Genomic DNA, 20,326 nt, shown 5'->3' with positions numbered 1-20,326 from the left:
GGGCGAGACATCGGATGTCTGAACGACAGGGAGGCCCGCCATGGCAGTCACCGATGAGGCGATCGAAAAAATCAAGGGAATGATCGTCTCCGGGTCTCTGCGCCCCGGCGACCGGCTGCCCAAGGAGAGCGAGCTGGCCGCCGAACTGGGACTGTCCCGCAACTCCCTGCGCGAGGCGGTGCGCGCCCTGTCGCTCATCCGCATCCTCGACGTACGGCAGGGCGACGGCACCTATGTCACCAGCCTGGATCCCCAACTCCTGCTCGAGGCGCTGAGTTTCGTCGTCGACTTCCACCGCGACGACACCGTCCTGGAGTTCCTGGCCGTACGCCGCATCCTGGAGCCGGCCGCCACCGCGATGGCGGCGGCACGTGTCAGCGAGCAGCAGCTGGACGCGTTGTCCGCCCAGTTGGAGCGGCTGGGCGGGCAGCCGTCGGTGGAGGAGCTGGTCGCCGCCGACCTGGAGTTCCACCGGGGCATCGTGCAGAGCTCCGGAAACTCGGTGCTGTGTTCCCTTCTCGACGGTCTGTCCGGCCCCACCACCCGGGCGAGGATCTGGCGCGGTCTGACGCAGGAGGACGCGGTCAGCCGCACCCTGCACGAGCACCGGGCGATCCTGGGCGCCCTGCGCGACCGGGACGCCGAGGCGGCGCGCTCGTGGGCGACGGTGCACATCGCCAGCGTGGAGCAGTGGCTGCGGTCGACCCTCTAGCCGAATTCCCGGTTGCTCATGGTTGGTGTTCATGGGTGTCTATCGGGGCAGTGATCCGTTCACTCCCCCGTGCAAGGGGGCTGCGGGCGTCCTCGCCGCACGCCGTAAGGTTGGGTGGTCAAGCGAGGGCACGTCGGAAGGAGGCGCTGGGTGATCGAGCTGGAGGGGGTTCCCGAGCTGATCGACCCAGTCATGGTGGCCGCGTTCGAGGGTTGGAACGACGCCGGCGACGCAGCTTCCAGCGCGGTCGCGCATCTGGACCGGGAGTGGAAGGGCGAGGTGTTCGCGGCGCTGGACGCCGAGGACTACTACGACTTCCAGGTCAACCGTCCGACCGTGTGGCTGGACAACGGCGTACGCAAGATCACCTGGCCGACGACCAGGCTGTCCGTGGTCAGGGTGGGCGGCGACAAGCCCCGTGACCTCGTGCTGGTCCGGGGCATCGAGCCGTCGATGCGCTGGCGTTCCTTCTGCAACGAGCTGCTGGGCTTCGCGCACGAGCTGGGTGTGGAGCTGGTGGTGATCCTGGGCGCCCTGCTCGGCGACACTCCGCACACACGTCCGGTTCCGGTCAGCGGGGTCACGTCCGACGCGGATCTGGCCCAGCGGATGGATCTGGAGGAGACCAAGTACGAGGGCCCCACGGGCATCGTCGGCATCCTCCAGGAGGCGTGCACGCACGCGGGCGTCCCGGCGGTGTCGCTGTGGGCGGCGGTCCCGCACTATGTGTCGCAGCCGCCCAACCCGAAGGCGACGCTGGCCCTCCTGAACCGGCTGGAGGACCTGATCGACATCCGCATCCCGCTGGGCGAGCTGCCCGAGGACGCGCGGGCCTGGCAGGTGGGCGTGGACCAGCTGGCCGCCGAGGACAGCGAGGTCGCGGAGTACGTGCAGACGCTGGAGGAGGCCCGGGACACCGCCGAGCTGCCCGAGGCGACGGGCGAGGCCATCGCCCGCGAGTTCGAACGCTATCTGCGGCGCCGTGACGGCACCGGCCCGGCGGGCCCCGGCGCGGCCCCCGGCGGCCATGCCACCGCGGACGGCACGGACAGCGCGTCCTACCTCCGGGACAACCCGGCAGGACGCCCGAAACCGCAGCCGCCGAAGCCGCCCCAGCTGCCGAGCACGGACGACGAGGACCCTCCGGAGGAGTAGACGCCAGATACGGGGAAGGGCCGGTGCGCACCACGCGCACCGGCCCTTCCCCGTATCCGCCTCCCGGCGCCTGTCAGCGCTCCACGGAGACCATGGCGTACGTCGTCTGCGGCGTCGGCGCAGTCGTGAACCGGGCGTTGGGCAGGTACAGCCGGTTCCGGTACGCGGCGACGGTGGTCGGCACGTCGAAGTCCGGGTCGGTGACGCGGCGTTGGAAGACCCCGCGGCTCCCGTCCCCCGACAGTGTGAACACGTCGATCGCGTTCTGCCGGTTCTGTACGACGTACAGCGTGCGCCCGGCGAGCAGCAGTCCGTCGCCGTTGGTGAGCGGGGCCGCGCCGCCGAGGTCGACGAGCCTGGTGACGCCGGTGCGCGGGTGCACCCGGTGCAGTCCGCCGACCCCGGACTGGACGACGAGGAGCGCCTTTCCGTCGGGCGTGCCCGTGATGCCGTTGGCGTTGACGACCTCGCCGGGCACCTGGCTCCAGTCGCCGCTCAGGGTGATCCGTACGACATCGCCGGCGCCCGGCAGTGCGCCGCCCCGGCCCAGCGGAAGGGCGTACAGGGCGGGCTGGAAGGAGTCGGTGAAGATCGCCGCGTGCGGCGTCAGGAAGACGTCGTTGGCGAAGGTGGGCGTGGCGGTGGTGAGGGCGTAGGAGGCGAGGACCTCGCCCGTACGGGTGTCGACGACGCGGGCGCCCTCGCTGCGGGCGGCGACGAACAGGCGCCCCCGGCCGTCGAGTTTGAGCCCGACGGACGGGGTACCGGGGCCGGTCGAGATGATCTCGCCCGCGCCCGTGCGCAGGTCGGCCCGGTAGATCGAGCCGTCGCCGAGCGAGCCCAGATAGGCGTAGGGGCCGGCGCCGGTGGCGATGCCCTCCGGACGGAAGCCGTCGGGCAGGGATATCAGGGTCGGCAGGGTCTTCGGGGAGGCGGCGGCCGGTGAGGCGACCAGGGCGGCGGAGACGGTGGCGGCGCCCGCCGCGAGGAGTCCGCGGCGGCTGACGTGGCGTGCGAAGGAACCGTGTGTGGGTGCCACGGGGCTTCCTTCCGGGAAGGGACCGGCAGTTGGCCGGTCCTACGGGTCAACTGACCCTGCCACCACATCACATGACGACCGCTGCCACACCCGACCCGGGAGAGTCGACAGCACCTCGACAGCAAGGACCCCCGGGAACGCGAGGGGCGTTGGGCGGCTGAACCCGCCCAACGCCCCTCCGCACACGTCTGTACGCGCGCTCCTTACAGCGCCACGCCCAGCAGGGCGTCCACGGCGCGGGAGACGACGCCCGGGGCGCCCTCGTCCGTGCCGCCGTGCTCCGCCTGGAGGGCCGCCCAGCGGTCCACGGCGGCCAGTGCGGCCGGGGCGTCCAGGTCGTTGGCGAGAGCCTCGCGCAGCTCCTCGACGAGCGCGTCGGCGGACGGCCCGTCGGGCCGGGACACCGCCGCCCGCCAGCGTCCGAGCCGCGCCACGGCGTCCTCGAGCACCTGGTCGGTCCACTCCCAGTCGGCGCGGTAGTGGTGGGCGAGCAGGGCGAGCCGGATGGCGGCCGGGTCGACCCCGTCGCGGCGCAGCGCGGAGACGAAGACGAGGTTGCCCTTGGACTTGGACATCTTCTCGCCGTCGAGGGCCACCATGCCGGCGTGGACGTAGGCCTTGGCCATGGGGAACTCGCCGGTCAGCACCTGGGCGTGCGAGGCGCCCATCTCGTGGTGCGGGAAGACGAGGTCGGAGCCGCCGCCCTGCACGTCGAAGCCCATACCGAGGTGGTCGAGGGCGATGGCGACACACTCGATGTGCCATCCGGGGCGACCGCGGCCCAGCGAGCCGCCGTCCCAGCTCGGCTCGCCCTCCCTGGCCGCCATCCAGAGCATCGGGTCGAGGGGGTTCTTCTTGCCGGGCCGGTCGGGGTCTCCCCCGCGTTCGGCGGACAGCAGCCGCATCGCGGCGGAGTCCAGGTTGGACACCTTGCCGAAGTCGGGGTCGGCCTCGACGGAGAAGTAGACGTCCCCGTCGAGCTCGTAGGCGGCGCCCGCGTCCCGCAGCCGCTCGACGAGCGGGACGATGCCGGGTATCGCCTCGACGGCGCCGATGTAGTGCTTCGGGGGCAGCATCCGCAGGGCGGTCATGTCCTCCCGGAAGAGCGCGGTCTCCTGCTCGGCGAGTCCCGCCCAGTCGACTCCGTCGCGCACGGCCCGCTCGAGCAGCGGGTCGTCGACGTCGGTGACGTTCTGGACGTAGTGAACCTGCCGCTTGGTGTCGAGCCACACGCGTTGGACGAGGTCGAACGCGTTGTAGGTCGCCGCGTGACCCATGTGGGTCGCGTCGTACGGGGTGATGCCGCAGACGTAGATACGGGCGACGGGACCGGGGTCGAGGGTGACCAGAGCACCGGTGGCGGTGTCGTGGATCCTCAGGTCGCGGCCCTGACCAGTCAGGGCGGGGACCTCGGAAGCGGGCCAGGCATGCATGTCATGAGCGTAACCGGACGGATGTTCCGTATACGAGCCGGACGGGGTGCAGATGGCCTGGAATGCGGTCTTGCGAGATTCGTCTCAGTGTCCTAGCCACCGATTTCGGCGTGGGACTGTCGCACCGTGCGGCGCCACAGCCCCACGCGTCTCACACAGGCGGCCAGGGGATCGACGGCCACTCCCCGCTGGGCTCCGGATGCCTTCCAGAGGACAGCAGCGCGTCCACACGCACGCGCGTGGCCTCGATCTCGTCGGCGGTGACCAGCTCCGCCAGCCGCTCGGCCAGCGCCGCGCCCTCCGCCAGCGCGCTCCGCAGGCCGGTGAGCATCTCGACCGCCTCCGGGGTCAGCGGCTCCCCCGCCCACCCCCACAGGAGTGTCCGCAGCTTGTTCTCGGCGTTGAAGGTGACGCCGTGGTCGATCCCGTACAGCCGTCCCTCATCGCCGGGCAGCAGATGCCCGCCCTTGCGGTCCGCGTTGTTGATGACCGCGTCGAGCACGGCGAGCCGGCGCAGCCGCTCGTCGTCGGCGTGCACGAGCAGTGCCGTCTTCCCCTCGCCCACCTCGGCGAAGGCGATGGCCTTCCACCCGGGCGCGGGCTCCTCGCTCTCGACCAGGGCGAGCAGCCCGGCGCCGCCGTCCGCCGCCACGTCGATCCACAGCTGGCACATCCCCTCGCCGTACGGCCCCTCGCGCAGCACGGTGGGCGGTACGAGCCCCCAGCCGGTCGCCTCGGAGACCTCGTACGCCGCCACCTCGCGCTCGGCGAGGGTGCCGTCGGGGAAGTCCCACAGGGGCCGCTCACCGGCGACGGGCTTGTAGATGCAGGCGGCCTCCTGTCCCTCGTAGGAGACCGTGCAGTACAGCGCGGCGTTCGACGCCTCCTGGATGCGCCCGCGTACCGTCAGTTCGCCCTTGGCGAGCAGTTCGGCGGGCGTGCGGGGGGTCGTCACGCTCCGCGGCGGTATCCGTTCTGGCGCGGACATACGTGTCCTTCCGGGTCGAGCGGGAGGCTGCACAGCGGGCAGGGCGGCCGGCCGGCGTTGACGACGTCGAGGGCGCGCTTGGCGAAGGCGCGGGCCTGTGCGCCGGTGAGCCGGACGCGCAGCATCGGGGGGCCGTTCTCCTCGTCCTGGAGGAGCCGCTCCTCGGCCTCGGCGAGGTCCTCCTCGGAGTCGGCGTCGAGCTCCACCAGGGCCTGGGCCTCGACGATCATGCGCTGCTCGTCGCCGTCCCAGGCGAGGGCCATGGTGCCGACCCGGAACTCCTCCTCGACCGGGCTGTCGAGGGGGCGGGTGTCGGACACCTCGCTGGGGGCCACGGCCGGGACGGAGGCGTTGCCCCCGCTCCGGCGTACGACCTCGTCGAGCAGTTCGTCCATGCGTTCGGCGAGCGCGGCGACCTGGGTCTTCTCCAGGGCCACGCTGGTCACCCGGGGGCCGGCCGTGGCCTGGAGGAAGAACGTACGGCGCCCGGGCAGTCCGACCGTGCCGGCCACGAAGCGGTCCGGGGGATCGTAGAGGAACACCTGACGGGACACGTCCTGTCTCCATTGAATCGAATGGTTTTGGGCATCCGCGGCGCTACCGCGACCGCTTCACCCTACTGCTGACGACGATCACGGTGCGCCCGCACCGCCTCCGACCGCGGCGTCCTCGCTCGGCGGTTCCTCGCGCGGCGCGAGGGAGGCGAAGTCGCCGGTGTCCCCGAGGCGCACGAGAAACGGCCTGAGACGGGTGTAACGGATCGCCGTGATGGAACACGGTTCGACGGACACCCGTTGAAAGAGGTCGAGATGAAGCCCGAGCGCGTCCGCGACAAGGGACTTGATGATGTCGCCGTGCGAGCACATGAGGTAGACGGCGTCGGAGCCGTGATCGGCCTCCACGCGCGCGTTCCACTCGCGTACGGCCTCGGCCGCGCGCGTCTGCATGGTCCGCATGGACTCACCGCCGGGGAAGGCGGCGGCGGACGGGTGGGCCTGGACGACCTGCATCAGGGGTTCGTCCATCAGTTCGGCGAGCTTGCGTCCGGACCAGTCCCCGTAGTCGCACTCCGAGATGCGCTCCTCGGTGTGCGCGCGCAGTTCCGGCCGGGCTTCGAGAAGTGGCCGGATCGTCTCCTGGCAGCGCTGGAGGGGGCTGGTGACGATCTCGGAGATGGGCAGCTCGGCGAGCCGTCCGGGCAGCGCGGCGGCCTGCGCGGCGCCCCGCTCGTCGAGGGCGACGCCGGGCGTACGGCCGGCGAGCACGCCAGAGGTGTTGGCGGTGGAGCGTCCGTGCCGGACGAGGATCAGCGTGGGCATGCGGCCCAGGGTAGGCGTACGGCCGCCGGTGGCAGGCCCTGGTGCGTTTTCGGCCGGGTGGCGGGAGAATGCGCACCGTGATCGTCGACTGTGCCATCTACCGCGACGGGCGCCGTACGGACGGCCCCGCGGACTTCTCCGACGCCCTCGACGAATGCCGTGCGGACCGGGTCGGGGAGGCGTTCGTCTGGGTCGGCCTGCACGAGCCCACCGAGGACGAGTTCGAGCACGTCACGGAGGAGTTCGGGCTGCATCCCCTGGCCGTCGAGGACGCCCTCAACGCGCATCAGCGGCCGAAGCTGGAGGTGTACGACGACTCGCTGTTCATGGTGCTCAAGCCGGTCGGGTACGAGCCGAAGGCCGACATCGTCTCCTCCGGGGAGGTCATGGTCTTCATCGGCGACTCCTTCGTGGTGACCGTGCGGCACGGCCAGGAGGCGCCTCTCGCCGCCGTACGGCACCGGCTGGAGGCGGAGCCCGAGATGCTGCGGCACGGCCCCACGGCGGTGCTCTACGCGATCGCCGACGCCGTCGTCGACCACTACGTGGAGGTGGCGGGCGAGCTGGGCACCGACCTGGAGGAGCTGGAGACGGAGGTGTTCTCGCCGTCCGACGGCGGCTCGCGTCACACGGCGTCCCGCATCTACACCTTCAAGCGGCAGATCCTGGAGTTCCGCCGTGCGACGGGCCCCCTGGCGGCACCGCTCGGCAGGCTCGCGGGCACGGGCCTGTTCGGCACGCGCGTGCCCTTCGTCCACGAGAAGGCGGAGCCCTTCTTCCGGGACGTCAGCGACCACCTCACGCGCGTGAACGAGTCCGTGGAGGGCCTGGACCGTCTGGTCTCCGACGTGTTGTCGGCCCATCTCGCGCAGATGAGCGTCCGGCAGAACGACGACATGCGCAAGATCTCCGCGTTCGCCGCGATGGCCGCGTTCCCCACCATGGTCGCCGGGATCTACGGGATGAACTTCGAGCACATGCCGGAACTGCGCTGGGTGTGGTCGTACCCGGTGCTGCTCGTGGCGATGGTCGTGGTGGAGGTCCTGCTGTACCGGATGTTCCAGCGCCGGGGCTGGCTGTAGCGCGGGGGTGCCCCCAGACGTGCTCAGGCGTACTCGGGTGACGTGGTCGCCGGGCCGCCCAGGGCGTCGCGCCGCTCGGGCATCCGCAGAGTGACCATGCGGCGCCAGCCGACGGCCCGCTCGTACGCGTACCGCGCGCGGATGCCCGCCGCGAGGACGGCCGCCTTGGGGCGCGGCCAGCCGAGGACGCGCCCCATGTGGGACATGACCGCGAGGCTGACGTCCCGGTAGACGCGGATCTCGGCGAGCGCGCACTCGCGCAGCGTCCGCTGGATGGCGCGGCCGTGGCCCGCGGCGGCGAAGCGCAGGAGTTCCTCGTGGCAGTAGGCGAGGTGGTTGTCCTCGTCGTGGGAGATCATCCGTACCGCGCGGCCGAGGTCGGGATGGTCGCCGAAGTACCTGCGCAGCAGGTCCATCTCCTCCGAGGCACGCTGTTCGGTGACGCGGCTGTGGGCGAGGTAGGTGACGAGGTCCGGGACGGTCAGGGGTTCGTCGCCCTTGAGTTTCTCGTGCGCGAGACCGATGCCCCGGCGTTCCAGGAGCATCGTGTAGTCGGTGTCGGCCGGGACGTCGACGGGCTGCAGGCCGCGCTTCTTCATGAGGGCTCTGAAGATCCGCCCGTGCTTGTCCTCGTCGGCGCCGTGCCGGGTGATCCTTGGGGCGAGCGCGCGTTCGCCCGCCGGCACGAGCGCGGCGATCCGCGCGTTCTCCCAGCCGCCCTGGGACTCCCCGCTCGCCGCGATGGAGCAGAAGAGACGGAAGGAGTCGTCGTTGTCGAGGATCTCCTGGAACAGGCTCCTGGCCGAAAGCATCGGGGCACCTCTCGCAGATCTGCCGGGCTCCGCGAAGAACACGTCGGACAACGAGTCAAATGCGGGGCCGGAGGTGCCGCAACACGGGAGCCCGGCGACTGCGCCGAAGGGAGCAGCGGCGGGGGCGCCTTGGGGACATGAGTGCGAGGGCTTCGAGGGTGCTCGGGTGCGTAACCGCCGGGGGCCTGGGCGCGTTGTGCTCCGTGACGGCCGTGGCGGGGAAGACCCCCCGAGCCCCCACCACGGCCGCGGAACTTTCTCGCTGTCGCCTACGCGAGTCCGGCGCGCTCCAGCGCGTCGGTGCCCGCCCGGAGCGCGGCGATCCGCTCGTCGAGCGTGAAGCCGGCCGGGGCGAGGGTGAGCGTGGTGACTCCGGCCGCCGCGTAGGCCCGCATCCGGTCGGCGATCCGGTCCACCGAGCCGAGCAGCGTCGTCTGGTCGATCAGGTCGTGCGGAACGGCCTCCCCGGCGCCCTGCTTGTCGCCGGACAGGTACTTGTCCTGGATCTCGGCGGCTTCCTTCTCGTACCCCATGCGCTGGGCGAGCTGGTTGTAGAAGTTCTGCTTACGGCTGCCCATGCCGCCCACGTACAGGGCGGTGTACGGCCGGAAGGTGTCGGCGAGCTTGGCCACGTCCTTGTCGTCGCCGAGGGCGAGCGGCAGCGTGGGACAGATGTCGAACCCGTCGAGGGTCTTGCCGGCCTTCTCGCGCCCCGCCCGCAGGTACTGGATGGCGGTGTCCTCGATGTGCGCGGCGGACGGGAAGATGAGCAGCGCCCCGTCGGCGATCTCGCCCGTCTGTTCGAGGTTCTTGGGGCCGATGGCGGCAATGTACAGCGGGATGTGCTCGCGCTCGGGGTGCACGGTCAGCTTGATGGGCTTGCCGGGGCCGCCGGGCAGCGGCAGCGTCCAGTGCTCACCGTCGTGGGACAGCCGCTCACGGCTCATCGCCTTGCGGACGATCTCCACGTACTCGCGGGTGCGGGAGAGCGGCTTGTCGAACTTGACGCCGTACCAGCCCTCGGAGACCTGCGGTCCGGAGACACCGAGACCCAGCCGGAAGCGGCCGCCGGAGAGCGAGTCGAGGGTGGCGGCCGTCATCGCGGTCATCGCGGGCTGACGGGCCGGAATCTGGAAGATGGCCGAGCCGACGTCGATCCGCTCGGTCTGGGCGGCGACCCAGGTGAGCACGGTGGCCGCGTCCGACCCGTAGGCCTCGGCGGCCCAGCAGACGGCGTATCCGAGCCGGTCGGCCTCCTGCGCGACGGCCAGATTGTCGCCGTCCATTCCGGCACCCCAGTAGCCGAGGTTGATCCCGAGCTGCATGGCCGATTCCCCTTACCGATCAGTAACGTCCCTTGTAGGACCGACCCTAGCGCGTGGGTGGGGAGCCGGCGGTGGGGCGTAGGTCTCGCCGGCCGGGGAAACCGTTGTCCACAGGCAACCCACTTGGTCAGTTCTGGCCAGTAATCTCGGCGTCCATGGAGCAGAGGCATCTCGGCCGTACCGGCCTGCGTGTGTCCCGGATCGGACTCGGCACCCTGACCTGGGGTCGGGACACCGACGAACATGACGCCGCGGCCCAGCTGAAGGCGTTCTGGGAAGCGGGCGGAACCCTCGTCGACACCGCGGACGTGTACGGCGACGGGGAGGCCGAGTATCTGCTCGGGCGGCTCATGGAAGGGCTCGTTCCGCGCCGCGACCTGGTCGTCTCGACCAAGGCGGGCAGCGTGCCCGACCCCGAGCGCCGCGTCGACGGCTCCCGCGGCCACCTCCTCGCCGCCCTCGACGCCTCCCTCGCCCGCCTCGGCACGGACTACGTCGACGTCTGGCACATCCACGCCTACGACCCGGACACCCCGCTGGAGGAGACGCTCCAGGCCCTCGACCTCGCCGTCAGCAGCGGCCGCGCCCGCTACGCCGGGGTCTCCAACTTCTGCGGCTGGCAGCTCGCCAAGGCCGCGACGTGGCAGCTCGCGGCACCGGGCATACGTACGCGGCTGTCCAGCACGCAGCTCGAGTACTCGCTGCTCCAGCGAGGCGTCGAACGCGAGGTACTGCCCGCCGCCCTCGACCTGGGCATCGGGCTCCTCCCCTCCTCGCCGCTCGGCCGCGGGGTCCTGACGGGCAAGTACCGCAACGCGACCCCCGTGGACTCCCGGGGCGCCTCGGAACATCTCGCGCCCTTCGTCGCGCCCTACCTCGACGACACGGCGAGCCGCATCGTGGACGCGGTGCAGACCGCCGCGGACGGACTGGCGGTGACGCCGTTGCAGGTGGCGCTCGCCTGGATCCGCGACCGGCCCGGAGTGGCCGCCCCCATCGTCGGAGCGCGCAACGCGCAGCAGCTCACGGCCGCGTTGTCAGTGGAGACCCTTAGTCTTCCTGACGAGATCTGCCGGGCGCTGGACGACGTGTCAGCGCCCGTGCACCGCTATCCCGATCACGACTGGAGCACGCTGTGAGCACGGAGCCCGACACCACGGAGGAAGCCGAGCCGGGCACCCCGGGCGCCTCCGAGGAGGCCGCCCCGGAAGCGGCCGACGACTCGCCGGCCGACGAGACCGGGACCGGCGCCGGTGACCCCGAGCAGCTGTCCGAGGCCGAGGCCGAACTCGCCGCGCAGCGGGAGCTCCGGGAGCGGATCGAGCGGCGCAAGGCCGAGAAGCAGGGTCCGATCGCGAGCGGCACCAAGCTCAGCGGTACGGCCGCCGACCTGATGGCGGCGGTCCGGTCCGTGGAGAGCGGCGAGAAGCCCGCGTCGGCCATCGCCTTCCCCACGCGCGAGCCGAACCCCAGGGCCACGACCGGCGCCCCCGCCGCACGCCCCGCGGCCTCCCCCGCTCCCGTACGGCAGCCCCAGCCCGCCGCGCCGATCCAGCGCGACACGGCGGCCGTTCCCACATCCCCTGAAGCCGTCGAGGCCGTGCGGGGCGTTCTGACCGAAGGAGGCGCGCCGGACTCGCTCGCGCCGCAGGTCGTCTCGGCGCTGGGCGAAGGAGCGGACGGACAACTGCGCGCCGACCCATGGCAGTTGCTCCGGGTCACCGGCGTTCGACCCGAGCAGGCCGACGGGTTCGCGCGGGCGCTGCTCGGCGCCGAGTGCGGTCCGGACGACGAGCGTCGGGGCCGGGCGGTCACGGTGTGGCTGCTGGAACAGGCGGCCCTGGCCGGACACACCGTCCTGGACGCAGCCACGCTCACCGCCGCCCTCACCCAGCGCGGCGTGCCCGACCCGGACACCGCCGTGCAGAGCACGGTCGCGGAGGGCGAGGCCCTGGAATTCCAGGACCCGATCGAGGAAGCGGCGGGGCAGCCCGCCCCCGATCGCGAAAACAGCGAGGCCGAAGAGGGCGAAGAGGCCGAGGAACGTCCCGTACGGGTACTGATCGGGCTCGAGCGGTACGCGCTGGCCGAGGAGAGCCTCGCCGACGGGCTCGCCCGGCTCGTCAACGCGCTGCCCAAGGAGGCGTCCGAGGACTGGGAGTCGGCACCCGGGGCGTCGGGGTCCGGTTCCGCCGCCCAGTTGATCCGTGCCGTCGCGGGACACGGGCTCGTGCTGCACACCGGCGGTGACGCGGCACGCGCCGAACCGGCCGCCCTGGTGGCCGCGGCCCGTTCGCTGGGCCTGCGGGTCTGCGCGGCGGCCCACACACCCGCAGGCCGCCGCCGCTTCGCGGCCCTGCTGCCGTCCGGGGACCGCTCCGACCCGGATTTCGTCGTCACCGTCGCCGGGCTGCTGGCCGGGGTCGAGGGGCCCGGGCGGGACGCCGACGGGGCGTTCGAGGTCGATCTGCTGGTCGTGCTGGACGCGCCGCAGCTCGACGTGGAGAGCGCGGCGATGCTCGTGGAGTCACTGGCCGACGGGTCCAGACTGGTGCTGAGCGGTGATCCGGCGGTGCTGTGGTCGGCCGGCCCGGGGCGGGTCTTCGCGGATCTGGCCGGCACGCGCACGTGCCCGCACATCGTGTCGCGCACGCCCGACCCCGGCCCGATCGGCGAACTCGTCTCGGGTGTCTCCGTCGGCGAGCTCACCCAGGTCGAGGCGCCCGGCAAGGAGGTCGTGATCGTCCCCGTACGGGACGCGGGCGAGGCGGTGCACCGCACGGTGCAGCTCGTCGCGGACTCGGTGCCCAGAGCACTGGGGGTACCGGCCGAGCAGACCCAGGTGATCACACCGGGGCACGGCGGCGCGGCCGGCACCCGCGCGCTCAACTCCGCGCTCAAGGAGCGGCTGAACCCCGGCCCGGGCCGTTTCGGCGGCTTCGACCCGGGCGACCGGATCGCGTACTCCCCCGCGCCCGGGCGGACAGTGCCGGGGCAGGTCGTCAAGGCCGACGCGGAGGGACTGCACCTGGACTGCGAGGGCGTCCCCGTCGTCGTACCGAAAGAGCGGGTCGAGCCGACCGTGCGGCACGGGTGGGCGCTCACCGCGCACCAGGCGGTCGGGCTGCACTGGCCCGCCACCGTCGTGGTGCTCCCCGGCGACACGGCTTCGTCACTGACCCGGCCCTGGGTGTACACGGCCTTCGGCCGCGCGGAGCGGCATCTCTCCGTGGTGCACGGCGTGGACCAGGCCCTGGCCCGCGCGGTCGCGGAGGTCCCTGCGAAGGCCCGTACGACCCGGCTGCCCGGCCTGTTCAGAGCCCAGGTGCCGCCGACCGCCTGAGCCGCCGGGCGGGCTGCCGCCGAACGCCAACGGCGGTCACGGAAGGTGTCCCTCCCGTGACCGCCGTTCACAGGCGACCGGTGACCGTTTCTCGGCTATCGCCGGTGATCGGCGTCGAGTGGTTCCAGGTCCTCGTCCTCGTCCAGGCTCACGACCACCAGGTCCGGGTCGAGCTCGTCCTCCAGCAGGTCGTCGTCCTCGACACCGTCGTCCGCGTCGTCGTCGAAGACCGCGCTGACGTCGAAGCGGCAGACCACCCGCTCCGCGTCGACCTGGTCGAAGGGCGCCTCCAGCCACTCGCCGGGGTCCGCCGCCTCGTCCGCGGCCGTCACCCACAGCGTGGAATCGCCCTCCTCCAGGCCGAACTCCTTGTGCCGGGAGGCGATCTCGTCCGGCTCGAACTCGCCGAACAGGATGCCCAGCGCCCCGTGCACCGTGCCGGAGACATCGGCGCCCCCGCCGTCGTCGTCCGCGGCCTCCACCCGCTGCGCCTGCGCCAGCAGCCGCTGCGGCTCCACCACGGCGTAGTCGCGGCGGATGAGCACACTCAGCGCGTTCGGCTCCTCGGGGCCCGCGTACGGCGGCAGCGCGTCGTCCGAACCAGGGATCTCGAAGGGGGTGACCTCGTCGTAGCGGTCGTAGAGCAGCTCGTCGTACACCTCGGCGGCAGCGGCCAGCTGGTTGAACGCCTCATAGACATCGGGGTCGTCCTCCCCCGACCGGCGTTCGACCGCCGCCAGGTGGCGGTCGAGGGCGGTCTTCACCGCCTCGGCGGCGGCGCGTACCTCGGCAGCGGTGGGCTGCGCAGCATCAGACATAGTGCAGACGCTATCCGTACCGGGCCTCTGCCCGCACAATAGATGCGATGCCGGAATACGAATTTGTCGACGTGTACGTACCGCGCGGGGTCACCCGCAAGGAAGCCACACGTCTGCTCACGGACCATGCCGAGTACGGACACTGGGAGTTGGACCGCCTGAGCCTGCTGCGCGACGGCAGCCGCCGAGTGCGGTTGCGGCGGCGGATCATCCGCCAGGTGCGGGCCACGTGGTGAGGTGACGCCGCGAAACGGAGCGGGCCCCGCCACTGCGGGGCCCGCTCCGTTCAGCACGCCGCCGGGTGACCGCCCGGCGCGTTCCTTCCGTTCGTACGGAATCTCCGTACGGGTCTACGCCGAGGGGCGCGCCTTGCGGTAGAGCACCGTGCCCGCGAGCAGCATGCCCGCGCCCACCGGCAGGGCGACGCCCAGCGGCAGATCACCGCCGGTGTGCGCGAGCTGCGCGCCGCTCCGGGGCTGCGGAACGGTCCGTGCGTCGCTCTGGTCGACGTACGTCGGACCGGCCGGAGGCGTCACACCGTGCGAGACACCGGGCGGCGCGATCGGGGAAGCCGGCTGGGCCGGGGTCCCCGGGTGGTGCGGGGTGACCGGCTGCCCCGGGTTCCCGGGCGCCTGCGGGTTCCCCGGGAAGTGGGGAGTGCTGGGCTGCTCGGGACTGCCGGGCTGCTGCGGGCCCCCGGGCTGCCCGGGGCCGCCGGGCTGCTCGGGACTGCCGGGCTGCTGGGGGCCTCCGGGCTGCTGCGGGTTTCCCGGATGTGCGGGGCCGCCCGGAAGCTGGGGGCTTTCCGGCTGCTGCGGCTGGCCGGGCTGCTCGGGGCCGCTCGGTCCGGGCGGGGGCGGGGTCTCGTGCTCGCCGCCGGGAGTCGTGCACGGTTCGTCGGTCTCCGGAGGGGGTGCCGGGTGGCCGCCGCCCGCGTGGTCCCCGGTGTTCGCGCAGTCGTTGCCCGCGACCGCGTTGCCGATGCCGATCACGTCGACGGTGTTGCCGCACACGTTCACCGGTGCGTCGACCGGGGCCTCCACGTGGTTGCCGGATCCGACGCCCGGGGAGTTGGTGGCGTATCCGCCGGCGTACGAGCCTTCCCAACTCTGCCAGTCCGCCCAGTCGGCGGAGCCGCCGGGGCTGCCCGGGTACCCGAAGCCACCCGGGACGCCCGAGTCTCCGTACCCGCCCTGACCACCGTGACCGCCGTAGCCGCCCTGGCCACCGTACCCACCCTGGCCACCGTAGCCACCCTGGTCGCCGTAACCGCCGTAGCCTCCGTATCCGCCGTGGTTGCCGTAGCCGCCGGGCGAGCCATGCCCGCCGTAACCGCCCTCGTCGCCGTAACCGCCGGACGAGCCGTGGCTTCCCTGACCGCCGTGGTGGCCCTGGTTTCCATGGCCGCCCTGGTTTCCGTGACCGCCGTGGTTGCCCTGGTTGCCGTGGTTGCCCGAGTTGCCGTGTCCGCCCGGGGAGCCGTGGTTGCCTCCGCCGTTGGCGCACTTGTTGCCCATCGCCGGGTTGAGCAGACCGACGACGCTCACGGTGTTGCCGCAGGCGTTGACCGGCACGCTCACCGGCGCGCTCACCGAGTTGCCGGACAGCACACCGGGCGAGTTCGAGGCGGCGGCGTTCGCACCCGAGTCGGCATGCGCCTGGGCGCCGCCCGCGGCGGCCATCACGCCTGTCGCGGCGGCCACGGTCATCAGGCCCTTGCGGGTGACCTCTCGCATTACTGCATCCCTGCTTTCAAATGATGTGTCGCGAACCTTCCGGAACGACCTGTCGGCCCCGGCACGCATGACGCGTTCCGGGGCCGACAGGCTCAGACTCACTGGGAGTCGAAACCTCACGAAGTGAGGCGCAGCATCAGTTGTTGACGCAGGTGTTGCCGAAGGCGGGGTTCAGCAGCCCGATCACGGAGATCGTGTTGCCGCAGACGTTCACCGGGATGTGAACGGGAACCTGAACAACGTTGCCGGACAGAACACCCGGGGAGTGCACGGCAGCACCCTGGGCACCCGCGTCGGCGACGGCCAGGCCCGCACCCGCGAGAACCAGACCACCAGTGGCAGCCGCAGCGGCGACGACCTTCTTGATCATTATTCCTCCTTGTTGGCAATGCGATCCCGAGTAGCGGACCGCATCACCAGTAACGAGGAGGGGGCATTAGGGCTACGACCCTATGAGCGCATTCACTCTTCTCAGTCAGCCACGCACGTGCGGACGATTATTGGAGTGTCGTTCAATCGGGTAATTCCGGGCGGATTCACGGGCGTTGGGAGCCCGGCGAACCGCTCGGAACACAGACCCGGCGCAGGATTCAGGATGCCTCGATGAAGCGGTCCAGCACACGCACCCCGAACTTCAGCGCGTCGACCGGCACCCGTTCGTCAACACCGTGGAACATGCCCGCGAAGTCCAGCTCCGGCGGCAGCTTCAGCGGCGCGAAGCCGAAGCAGCGGATGCCGAGGTCCGCGAAGGACTTGGCGTCGGTGCCGGCCGAGAGCATGTAGGGCACGGCCCGGGCGATCGGGTCCTCGGCGACCAGCGCGGTCTGCATGGCGTCCACGAGCGCCCCGTCGAAGGAGGTCTCCAGCGCCTTGTCGGCGTGCACGTCCTCGCGCTTCACGTTCGGGCCGAGGATGCGGTCCAGGTCGGCGAGGAACTCCTCCTCGTAGCCCGGCAGGTAGCGGGCGTCGACGTGCGCGGTGGCCTGGCCCGGGATGACGTTGACCTTGTAGCCGGCGCCCAGCTGGGTCGGGTTGGCGGTGTTCTGCAGCGAGGCGCCGATCAGCTTGGCGATACCGCCGAGCTTCGCGAGGGTCTCGTCCATGTTCTCGGGGTCCAGCTCGGTGCCCAGCGCGTCGCCGAGCTCGTCGAGGAAGTGCCGGAGTGTCTTGGTGACCCGGACCGGGAACTTGTGCCGGCCGAGGCGGCCGACGGCCTCCGACAGCTCGGTGATCGCGTTGTCCTTGTGGATCATCGAACCGTGTCCGGCGGTGCCGTCGACGGTCAGCTTCATCCAGTGCATGCCCTTCTGGGCCGTCTCGACGAGATACAGGCGCAGCTGCTCGTTCACGGTGAAGGAGAAGCCGCCGACCTCGCCGATCGCCTCCGTCACGCCCTCGAACAGGCCGGGGTGCTTGTCCACGAGGTGCCGCGCACCCCACGTACCGCCCGCCTCCTCGTCCGCGAGGAAGGCGAGGACGATGTCGCGCGGGGGCTTGCGGCCGGTACGCAGCCGGTCGCGGACGACCGCGAGGGTCATCGCGTCCATGTCCTTCATGTCGACCGCGCCGCGGCCCCATACGCACCCGTCGGCGATCTCGCCCGAGAAGGGGTGGTGGGTCCAGTCCGCCGCGTTGGCCGGTACGACGTCGGTGTGGCCGTGGATGAGCAGCGCCGGCCGGGACCGGTCCTCCCCCTCGATGCGTGCCACGGTGGACGCGCGTCCCTGGTGCGACTCGAAGATCTGCGGCTCCAGACCCACCTCGGCGAGCTTCTCGGCGACGTACTCGGCGGCCTTGCGCTCGCCGGGTCCCGAGTGGTCGCCGAAGTTGCTGGTGTCGATCCGGATGAGTTCGCGGCAGAGGTCCACGACCTCGTCCTCGCCGGTGACGTACTTGGCCGTTTCCGTGCTGCCCGTCCCGCTCACGGTGCTACCTCCCACTGTTCCTGCTGGTGGTCATCCCTCATCCTCCCTCCCCGGCCCACCGTGCCCCAAGGCCGGGCCGGGCCCGTCACACACCGTTCACGCCGCGACAGGGGGTGATCGGCCACCCCGGAAAGCCTGGTAATGTTTCCTTCGTCGCCACGGGGGGAACCCCGCGCGACAGACACCTTGTCCGGGTGGCGGAATGGCAGACGCGCTAGCTTGAGGTGCTAGTGCCCTTTATCGGGCGTGGGGGTTCAAGTCCCCCCTCGGACACCAGGCAGGACCCCAAGATCCCTTGTCGATCGTGGGGTCCTTTGTTTTTGGCGACTCATACTGCGGCGACCGTCCGGCCCCAGACGGACCGTCGCAGGACGCGACCGCACCCGCCTGGATACGCTTGGCGAGCAGGGTCATCAGGGGTGCGGGAGCGGGCGGGGGAGAGCTGGCTGTGGGCAATGCGGGGCGGGGACCCACCAGGACGACGACACTGGAGCTGCATCAGATCCGTGAGGCATTGTTCCGGGGTTACCGGGGGCTCATCGATGAGAGTGACCTCCAGCGGAACTCCGAGGTGGAGCGGGATCGCGCGTTCCTGTCCCGTGCGGTTGCAGCGACCGCCGTACGCCGGGTGACCGGCTGGGATCACAAGGCGTGCGCGGCAGCTGTGATCGACGGCAGCCGGGACAACGGCATCGACGCTGTCGCCGTGACCGACGGCGCTCAGGTCTGGCTCGTCCAGGCCAAGTGGAAGGACTCGGGTACCGCGGGCTTCGACACCCACGCCGCGCGTGCCTTCGTCGACGGGTTGAGTCTGCTCGAGCAGCGACGATTCGATCTCTTCAACAACAAGCTGGCACCCTTCACCGCGCGGCTGGACTCGGCTTTCACGGACACTCGGCTCAAGATCACCCTGGTGATCGCGGTCGTCGGGAACGATCCCCTTCACGCGGACACGGAAGCCGTCCTTGACCGAGCTGCCGACGATCACTTCGGTCTCGGGCCGATGCTGGACTACCGGCTCGTGGGAGCGGGTGAACTGCTCCAGCAGTTGAAGAACGACCGTGCTCCGGAACCGGTGGACATCACGGTCCGCATGCCGCAGTGGACCAAGAGAGACATACCGTTCCTGGCCTACCAGGGGTCGGTCTCAGCCTCCGATGTCGCGCAGTGGTACGAGGAGCACGGAGATCGGCTCTATGACGAGAACATCCGTAAGTCCCTGGGGCTCACACGCATCAACTCTGGCATTCAGACCACCCTCAGCGAAGAGCCGGACAATTTCTGGTACTTCAACAACGGCATCACCGTCCTGTGCGACGAGATCGAGCCCACGTGGCCAGGGAGGCGCCGCCCGGACGAAACGGTCGAGCTGCGGCTGACGCGCGCCAGCGTCGTCAATGGCGCGCAGACAGTGACCGAGATCCACAAGGCGAGGCAGGTGACTCCGGAGACTGTCGACGATGCCGATGTCACCGTGAAAGTCATCTCGCTCGGAGCCGAGCGAGGGCTGTACGCGGCTCGGATCACGGAGACCACGAATACCCAGAACGACGTGTCCCAGCGGGATTTCGTAGCCCTGGACAACGCCCAGGAACTGATCCGCGAGGACTTCGATCTCTCTCTGCAGAAGCTGTATGTCTTCAAGCGAGGGGAGGCCGATCCCGCGCCGGATTCAGGTTGCTCCGTGGTCCATGCGGCGATCGCCCTGTCCTGCGCGCATCGGACTCCCGAGCTCACCGTACGCGCCAAGCGAGACACGGATCTGCTGTGGGAACGGGGTGCCGGCGGAGCATATCCCCGGCTGTTCCGCGAAGTCCCGAGCGCGTTCCGGATCTGGCGCAGCGTGTGCATCCACCGGGCGGTGGGAGAGGCGCTCGACGCCTTGCGTAAGCGTCTGTACGGGCGTGCCGCGGACGCGGCTCAGCGGGGTGACCTGCTGGTTACCCACCTGGTGTTCCAGCTTCTCGAAATCGAAGAGGACATCGACGAACCGAAGTACGACCTGGAAGCGGCGCTCGCACGGGTACCCGCCCTTGCCGAGGCCGTGCTCTCGTGGCTGATCCACCATGTCGATGCGAGCTTCGGTCCCACCTCCTTCCTCACCAGCACGTTCACGAACGAGACCAAGTGCCGGGAACTCGCCCGTCTCGTACTGCCCGACGTGCGCAGTGGCCGGCCCGTACCGGAACTTCCCGAGAACTACCAGCCGCCCGCTCAGCGGAAACGGAAGGGGAGGCGTCCGGCTACAGTGCCGACGTTGATCAACGCGAAGTTGCTCGCGGAAGGCACTCCGCTGACGTACGTTCCTGGCAACGTTCCCGAAGCTCGTGCCGTGCAGGAGTGGATCGCGGTCGACTCCCAAAGGGCGCAGGCGACCTGGCAGAACAACCGGAGCAAGCCGTTGCTCTGGGCCTACGACGGTCAGCTCTACTCCGCCAACAAGTTGGTCCTCCGCATCTGGGAACTGGCCGGATGGGACGAGGCACCGACCTCGGTACAGGCACCCGCACGCTGGACCCCTGACGGCAAGCGGAATCTGTACGAATTGGCCACCGAGTGGCTCGACAGTCAGAACGACGAGGACTGACAGGACGGTTGCGTCAATGGAGCGGCGCTTGTGCGGCCAGGCCCTTACGCCG

The 20,326-nt window shown here is 70.8% G+C and carries 18 protein-coding genes and 1 tRNA gene; 8 read left to right on the top strand and 11 right to left on the bottom strand.

Annotated elements, in window-relative coordinates:
* The first annotated feature begins 40 nt into the window (after positions 1-40).
* Both ABZ855_RS11105 and ABZ855_RS11100 read left to right on the top strand, forming a co-directional pair.
* The gene (locus ABZ855_RS11105; RefSeq protein WP_319207718.1) at positions 41-712 is read left to right on the top strand and encodes a FadR/GntR family transcriptional regulator; all 672 of its coding nucleotides are present in this window, start codon (positions 41-43) and stop codon (positions 710-712) included.
* Positions 713-862: 150 nt separating this feature from the next.
* Positions 863-1,867, top strand: coding sequence for a PAC2 family protein (locus tag ABZ855_RS11100; protein WP_319207717.1), 1,005 nt, complete (start codon positions 863-865; stop codon positions 1,865-1,867).
* A 73-nt stretch (positions 1,868-1,940) separates the two neighbouring features.
* Here the strand turns inward: ABZ855_RS11100 and ABZ855_RS11095 are convergent, their stop codons facing one another.
* From ABZ855_RS11095 to ABZ855_RS11075, 5 genes are all read right to left on the bottom strand, one after another.
* Positions 1,941-2,906, bottom strand: coding sequence for a superoxide dismutase (locus ABZ855_RS11095; protein WP_360804463.1), 966 nt, complete (start codon positions 2,904-2,906; stop codon positions 1,941-1,943).
* A 203-nt stretch (positions 2,907-3,109) separates the two neighbouring features.
* On the bottom strand, positions 3,110-4,339 hold the full coding sequence (gene mshC, locus ABZ855_RS11090) for a cysteine--1-D-myo-inosityl 2-amino-2-deoxy-alpha-D-glucopyranoside ligase (protein ID WP_360804460.1): 1,230 nt from the start codon (positions 4,337-4,339) through the stop codon (positions 3,110-3,112).
* Positions 4,340-4,490: 151 nt separating this feature from the next.
* A complete protein-coding gene (locus ABZ855_RS11085) occupies positions 4,491-5,327 on the bottom strand; it encodes an SCO1664 family protein (RefSeq protein ID WP_360804457.1) in 837 nt (278 codons plus the stop codon).
* Positions 5,291-5,881, bottom strand: a complete 591-nt coding sequence (locus tag ABZ855_RS11080; protein ID WP_319207711.1) for a DUF3090 domain-containing protein — start codon at positions 5,879-5,881, stop codon at positions 5,291-5,293. The genes ABZ855_RS11085 and ABZ855_RS11080 overlap by 37 nt, the downstream gene beginning before the upstream one ends.
* Positions 5,882-5,959: 78 nt before the next feature.
* Complete coding sequence (locus tag ABZ855_RS11075) at positions 5,960-6,646, bottom strand: histidine phosphatase family protein (protein ID WP_360804454.1); 687 nt, start codon at positions 6,644-6,646, stop codon at positions 5,960-5,962.
* Between the two features lie 77 nt (positions 6,647-6,723).
* Between ABZ855_RS11075 and corA the strand changes: the two genes are divergently transcribed.
* Positions 6,724-7,728 carry a magnesium/cobalt transporter CorA gene (gene corA / locus ABZ855_RS11070; protein WP_360804896.1) on the top strand — a complete coding sequence of 335 codons (1,005 nt, stop codon included), beginning with the start codon at positions 6,724-6,726 and terminating at the stop codon, positions 7,726-7,728.
* Positions 7,729-7,751: 23 nt separating this feature from the next.
* On the opposite strand, the gene ABZ855_RS11065 is transcribed toward corA, so the two are convergent.
* A complete protein-coding gene (locus tag ABZ855_RS11065; RefSeq protein ID WP_360804451.1) occupies positions 7,752-8,540 on the bottom strand; it encodes a ferritin-like domain-containing protein in 789 nt (262 codons plus the stop codon).
* A gap of 269 nt (positions 8,541-8,809) precedes the next feature.
* Complete coding sequence (locus ABZ855_RS11060) at positions 8,810-9,865, bottom strand: LLM class F420-dependent oxidoreductase (protein ID WP_360804448.1); 1,056 nt, start codon at positions 9,863-9,865, stop codon at positions 8,810-8,812.
* Positions 9,866-10,020: 155 nt separating this feature from the next.
* On the opposite strand from ABZ855_RS11060, the gene ABZ855_RS11055 reads away from it, so the two are divergent.
* Positions 10,021-11,004 carry an aldo/keto reductase gene (locus ABZ855_RS11055; protein WP_360804445.1) on the top strand — a complete coding sequence of 328 codons (984 nt, stop codon included), beginning with the start codon at positions 10,021-10,023 and terminating at the stop codon, positions 11,002-11,004.
* Positions 11,001-13,208 (top strand): helix-hairpin-helix domain-containing protein, encoded by a 2,208-nt coding sequence (locus ABZ855_RS11050; protein WP_360804442.1) that lies wholly within the window; start codon positions 11,001-11,003, stop codon positions 13,206-13,208. Before ABZ855_RS11055 ends, ABZ855_RS11050 begins: the two co-directional genes overlap by 4 nt.
* Before the next feature lie 95 nt (positions 13,209-13,303).
* Here ABZ855_RS11050 and ABZ855_RS11045 read toward each other — a convergent pair whose 3' ends face one another.
* Complete coding sequence (locus tag ABZ855_RS11045) at positions 13,304-14,026, bottom strand: hypothetical protein (protein ID WP_360804439.1); 723 nt, start codon at positions 14,024-14,026, stop codon at positions 13,304-13,306.
* A gap of 47 nt (positions 14,027-14,073) precedes the next feature.
* Between ABZ855_RS11045 and ABZ855_RS11040 the strand changes: the two genes are divergently transcribed.
* The gene (locus tag ABZ855_RS11040; RefSeq protein WP_018549191.1) at positions 14,074-14,262 is read left to right on the top strand and encodes a DUF5703 family protein; all 189 of its coding nucleotides are present in this window, start codon (positions 14,074-14,076) and stop codon (positions 14,260-14,262) included.
* A 114-nt stretch (positions 14,263-14,376) separates the two neighbouring features.
* On the opposite strand, the gene ABZ855_RS11035 is transcribed toward ABZ855_RS11040, so the two are convergent.
* The 3 genes from ABZ855_RS11035 to ABZ855_RS11025 form a co-directional block, all read right to left on the bottom strand.
* Positions 14,377-15,762, bottom strand: a complete 1,386-nt coding sequence (locus ABZ855_RS11035) for a chaplin family protein (protein ID WP_360804435.1) — start codon at positions 15,760-15,762, stop codon at positions 14,377-14,379.
* Positions 15,763-15,898: 136 nt separating this feature from the next.
* Positions 15,899-16,132: a chaplin ChpH gene (chpH, locus tag ABZ855_RS11030; RefSeq protein ID WP_006375137.1), complete on the bottom strand. Its 234-nt coding sequence runs from the start codon at positions 16,130-16,132 to the stop codon at positions 15,899-15,901.
* Positions 16,133-16,352: 220 nt separating this feature from the next.
* On the bottom strand, positions 16,353-17,687 hold the full coding sequence (locus tag ABZ855_RS11025; protein ID WP_360804432.1) for a M20/M25/M40 family metallo-hydrolase: 1,335 nt from the start codon (positions 17,685-17,687) through the stop codon (positions 16,353-16,355).
* A 188-nt stretch (positions 17,688-17,875) separates the two neighbouring features.
* Between ABZ855_RS11025 and ABZ855_RS11020 the strand changes: the two genes are divergently transcribed.
* Both ABZ855_RS11020 and ABZ855_RS11015 read left to right on the top strand, forming a co-directional pair.
* Positions 17,876-17,963 (top strand) — tRNA-Leu (locus ABZ855_RS11020).
* Between the two features lie 172 nt (positions 17,964-18,135).
* Positions 18,136-20,274 (top strand): AIPR family protein, encoded by a 2,139-nt coding sequence (locus ABZ855_RS11015; RefSeq protein WP_360804429.1) that lies wholly within the window; start codon positions 18,136-18,138, stop codon positions 20,272-20,274.
* Positions 20,275-20,326 lie beyond the last annotated feature (52 nt).

The sequence above is a fragment of the Streptomyces sp. NPDC047042 genome, assembly GCF_040644035.1.
Taxonomy (GTDB): domain Bacteria; phylum Actinomycetota; class Actinomycetes; order Streptomycetales; family Streptomycetaceae; genus Streptomyces.
The sequence above is the reverse complement of the archived record's forward strand: the minus strand, read 5'-3'. Positions and strand labels throughout refer to the sequence as shown.

Coding starts and splice junctions, on each gene's coding strand:
- ABZ855_RS11060 (WP_360804448.1), bottom strand. CDS start 9,865: ATGCAGCTCGGGATCAACCTCGGCTACTGGGGTGCCGGAATGGACGGC.
- ABZ855_RS11085 (WP_360804457.1), bottom strand. CDS start 5,327: ATGTCCGCGCCAGAACGGATACCGCCGCGGAGCGTGACGACCCCCCGC.
- chpH (WP_006375137.1), bottom strand. CDS start 16,132: ATGATCAAGAAGGTCGTCGCCGCTGCGGCTGCCACTGGTGGTCTGGTT.
- ABZ855_RS11065 (WP_360804451.1), bottom strand. CDS start 8,540: ATGCTTTCGGCCAGGAGCCTGTTCCAGGAGATCCTCGACAACGACGAC.
- ABZ855_RS11045 (WP_360804439.1), bottom strand. CDS start 14,026: ATGTCTGATGCTGCGCAGCCCACCGCTGCCGAGGTACGCGCCGCCGCC.
- ABZ855_RS11040 (WP_018549191.1), top strand. CDS start 14,074: ATGCCGGAATACGAATTTGTCGACGTGTACGTACCGCGCGGGGTCACC.
- ABZ855_RS11105 (WP_319207718.1), top strand. CDS start 41: ATGGCAGTCACCGATGAGGCGATCGAAAAAATCAAGGGAATGATCGTC.
- ABZ855_RS11055 (WP_360804445.1), top strand. CDS start 10,021: ATGGAGCAGAGGCATCTCGGCCGTACCGGCCTGCGTGTGTCCCGGATC.
- ABZ855_RS11035 (WP_360804435.1), bottom strand. CDS start 15,762: ATGCGAGAGGTCACCCGCAAGGGCCTGATGACCGTGGCCGCCGCGACA.
- mshC (WP_360804460.1), bottom strand. CDS start 4,339: ATGCATGCCTGGCCCGCTTCCGAGGTCCCCGCCCTGACTGGTCAGGGC.
- ABZ855_RS11075 (WP_360804454.1), bottom strand. CDS start 6,646: ATGCCCACGCTGATCCTCGTCCGGCACGGACGCTCCACCGCCAACACC.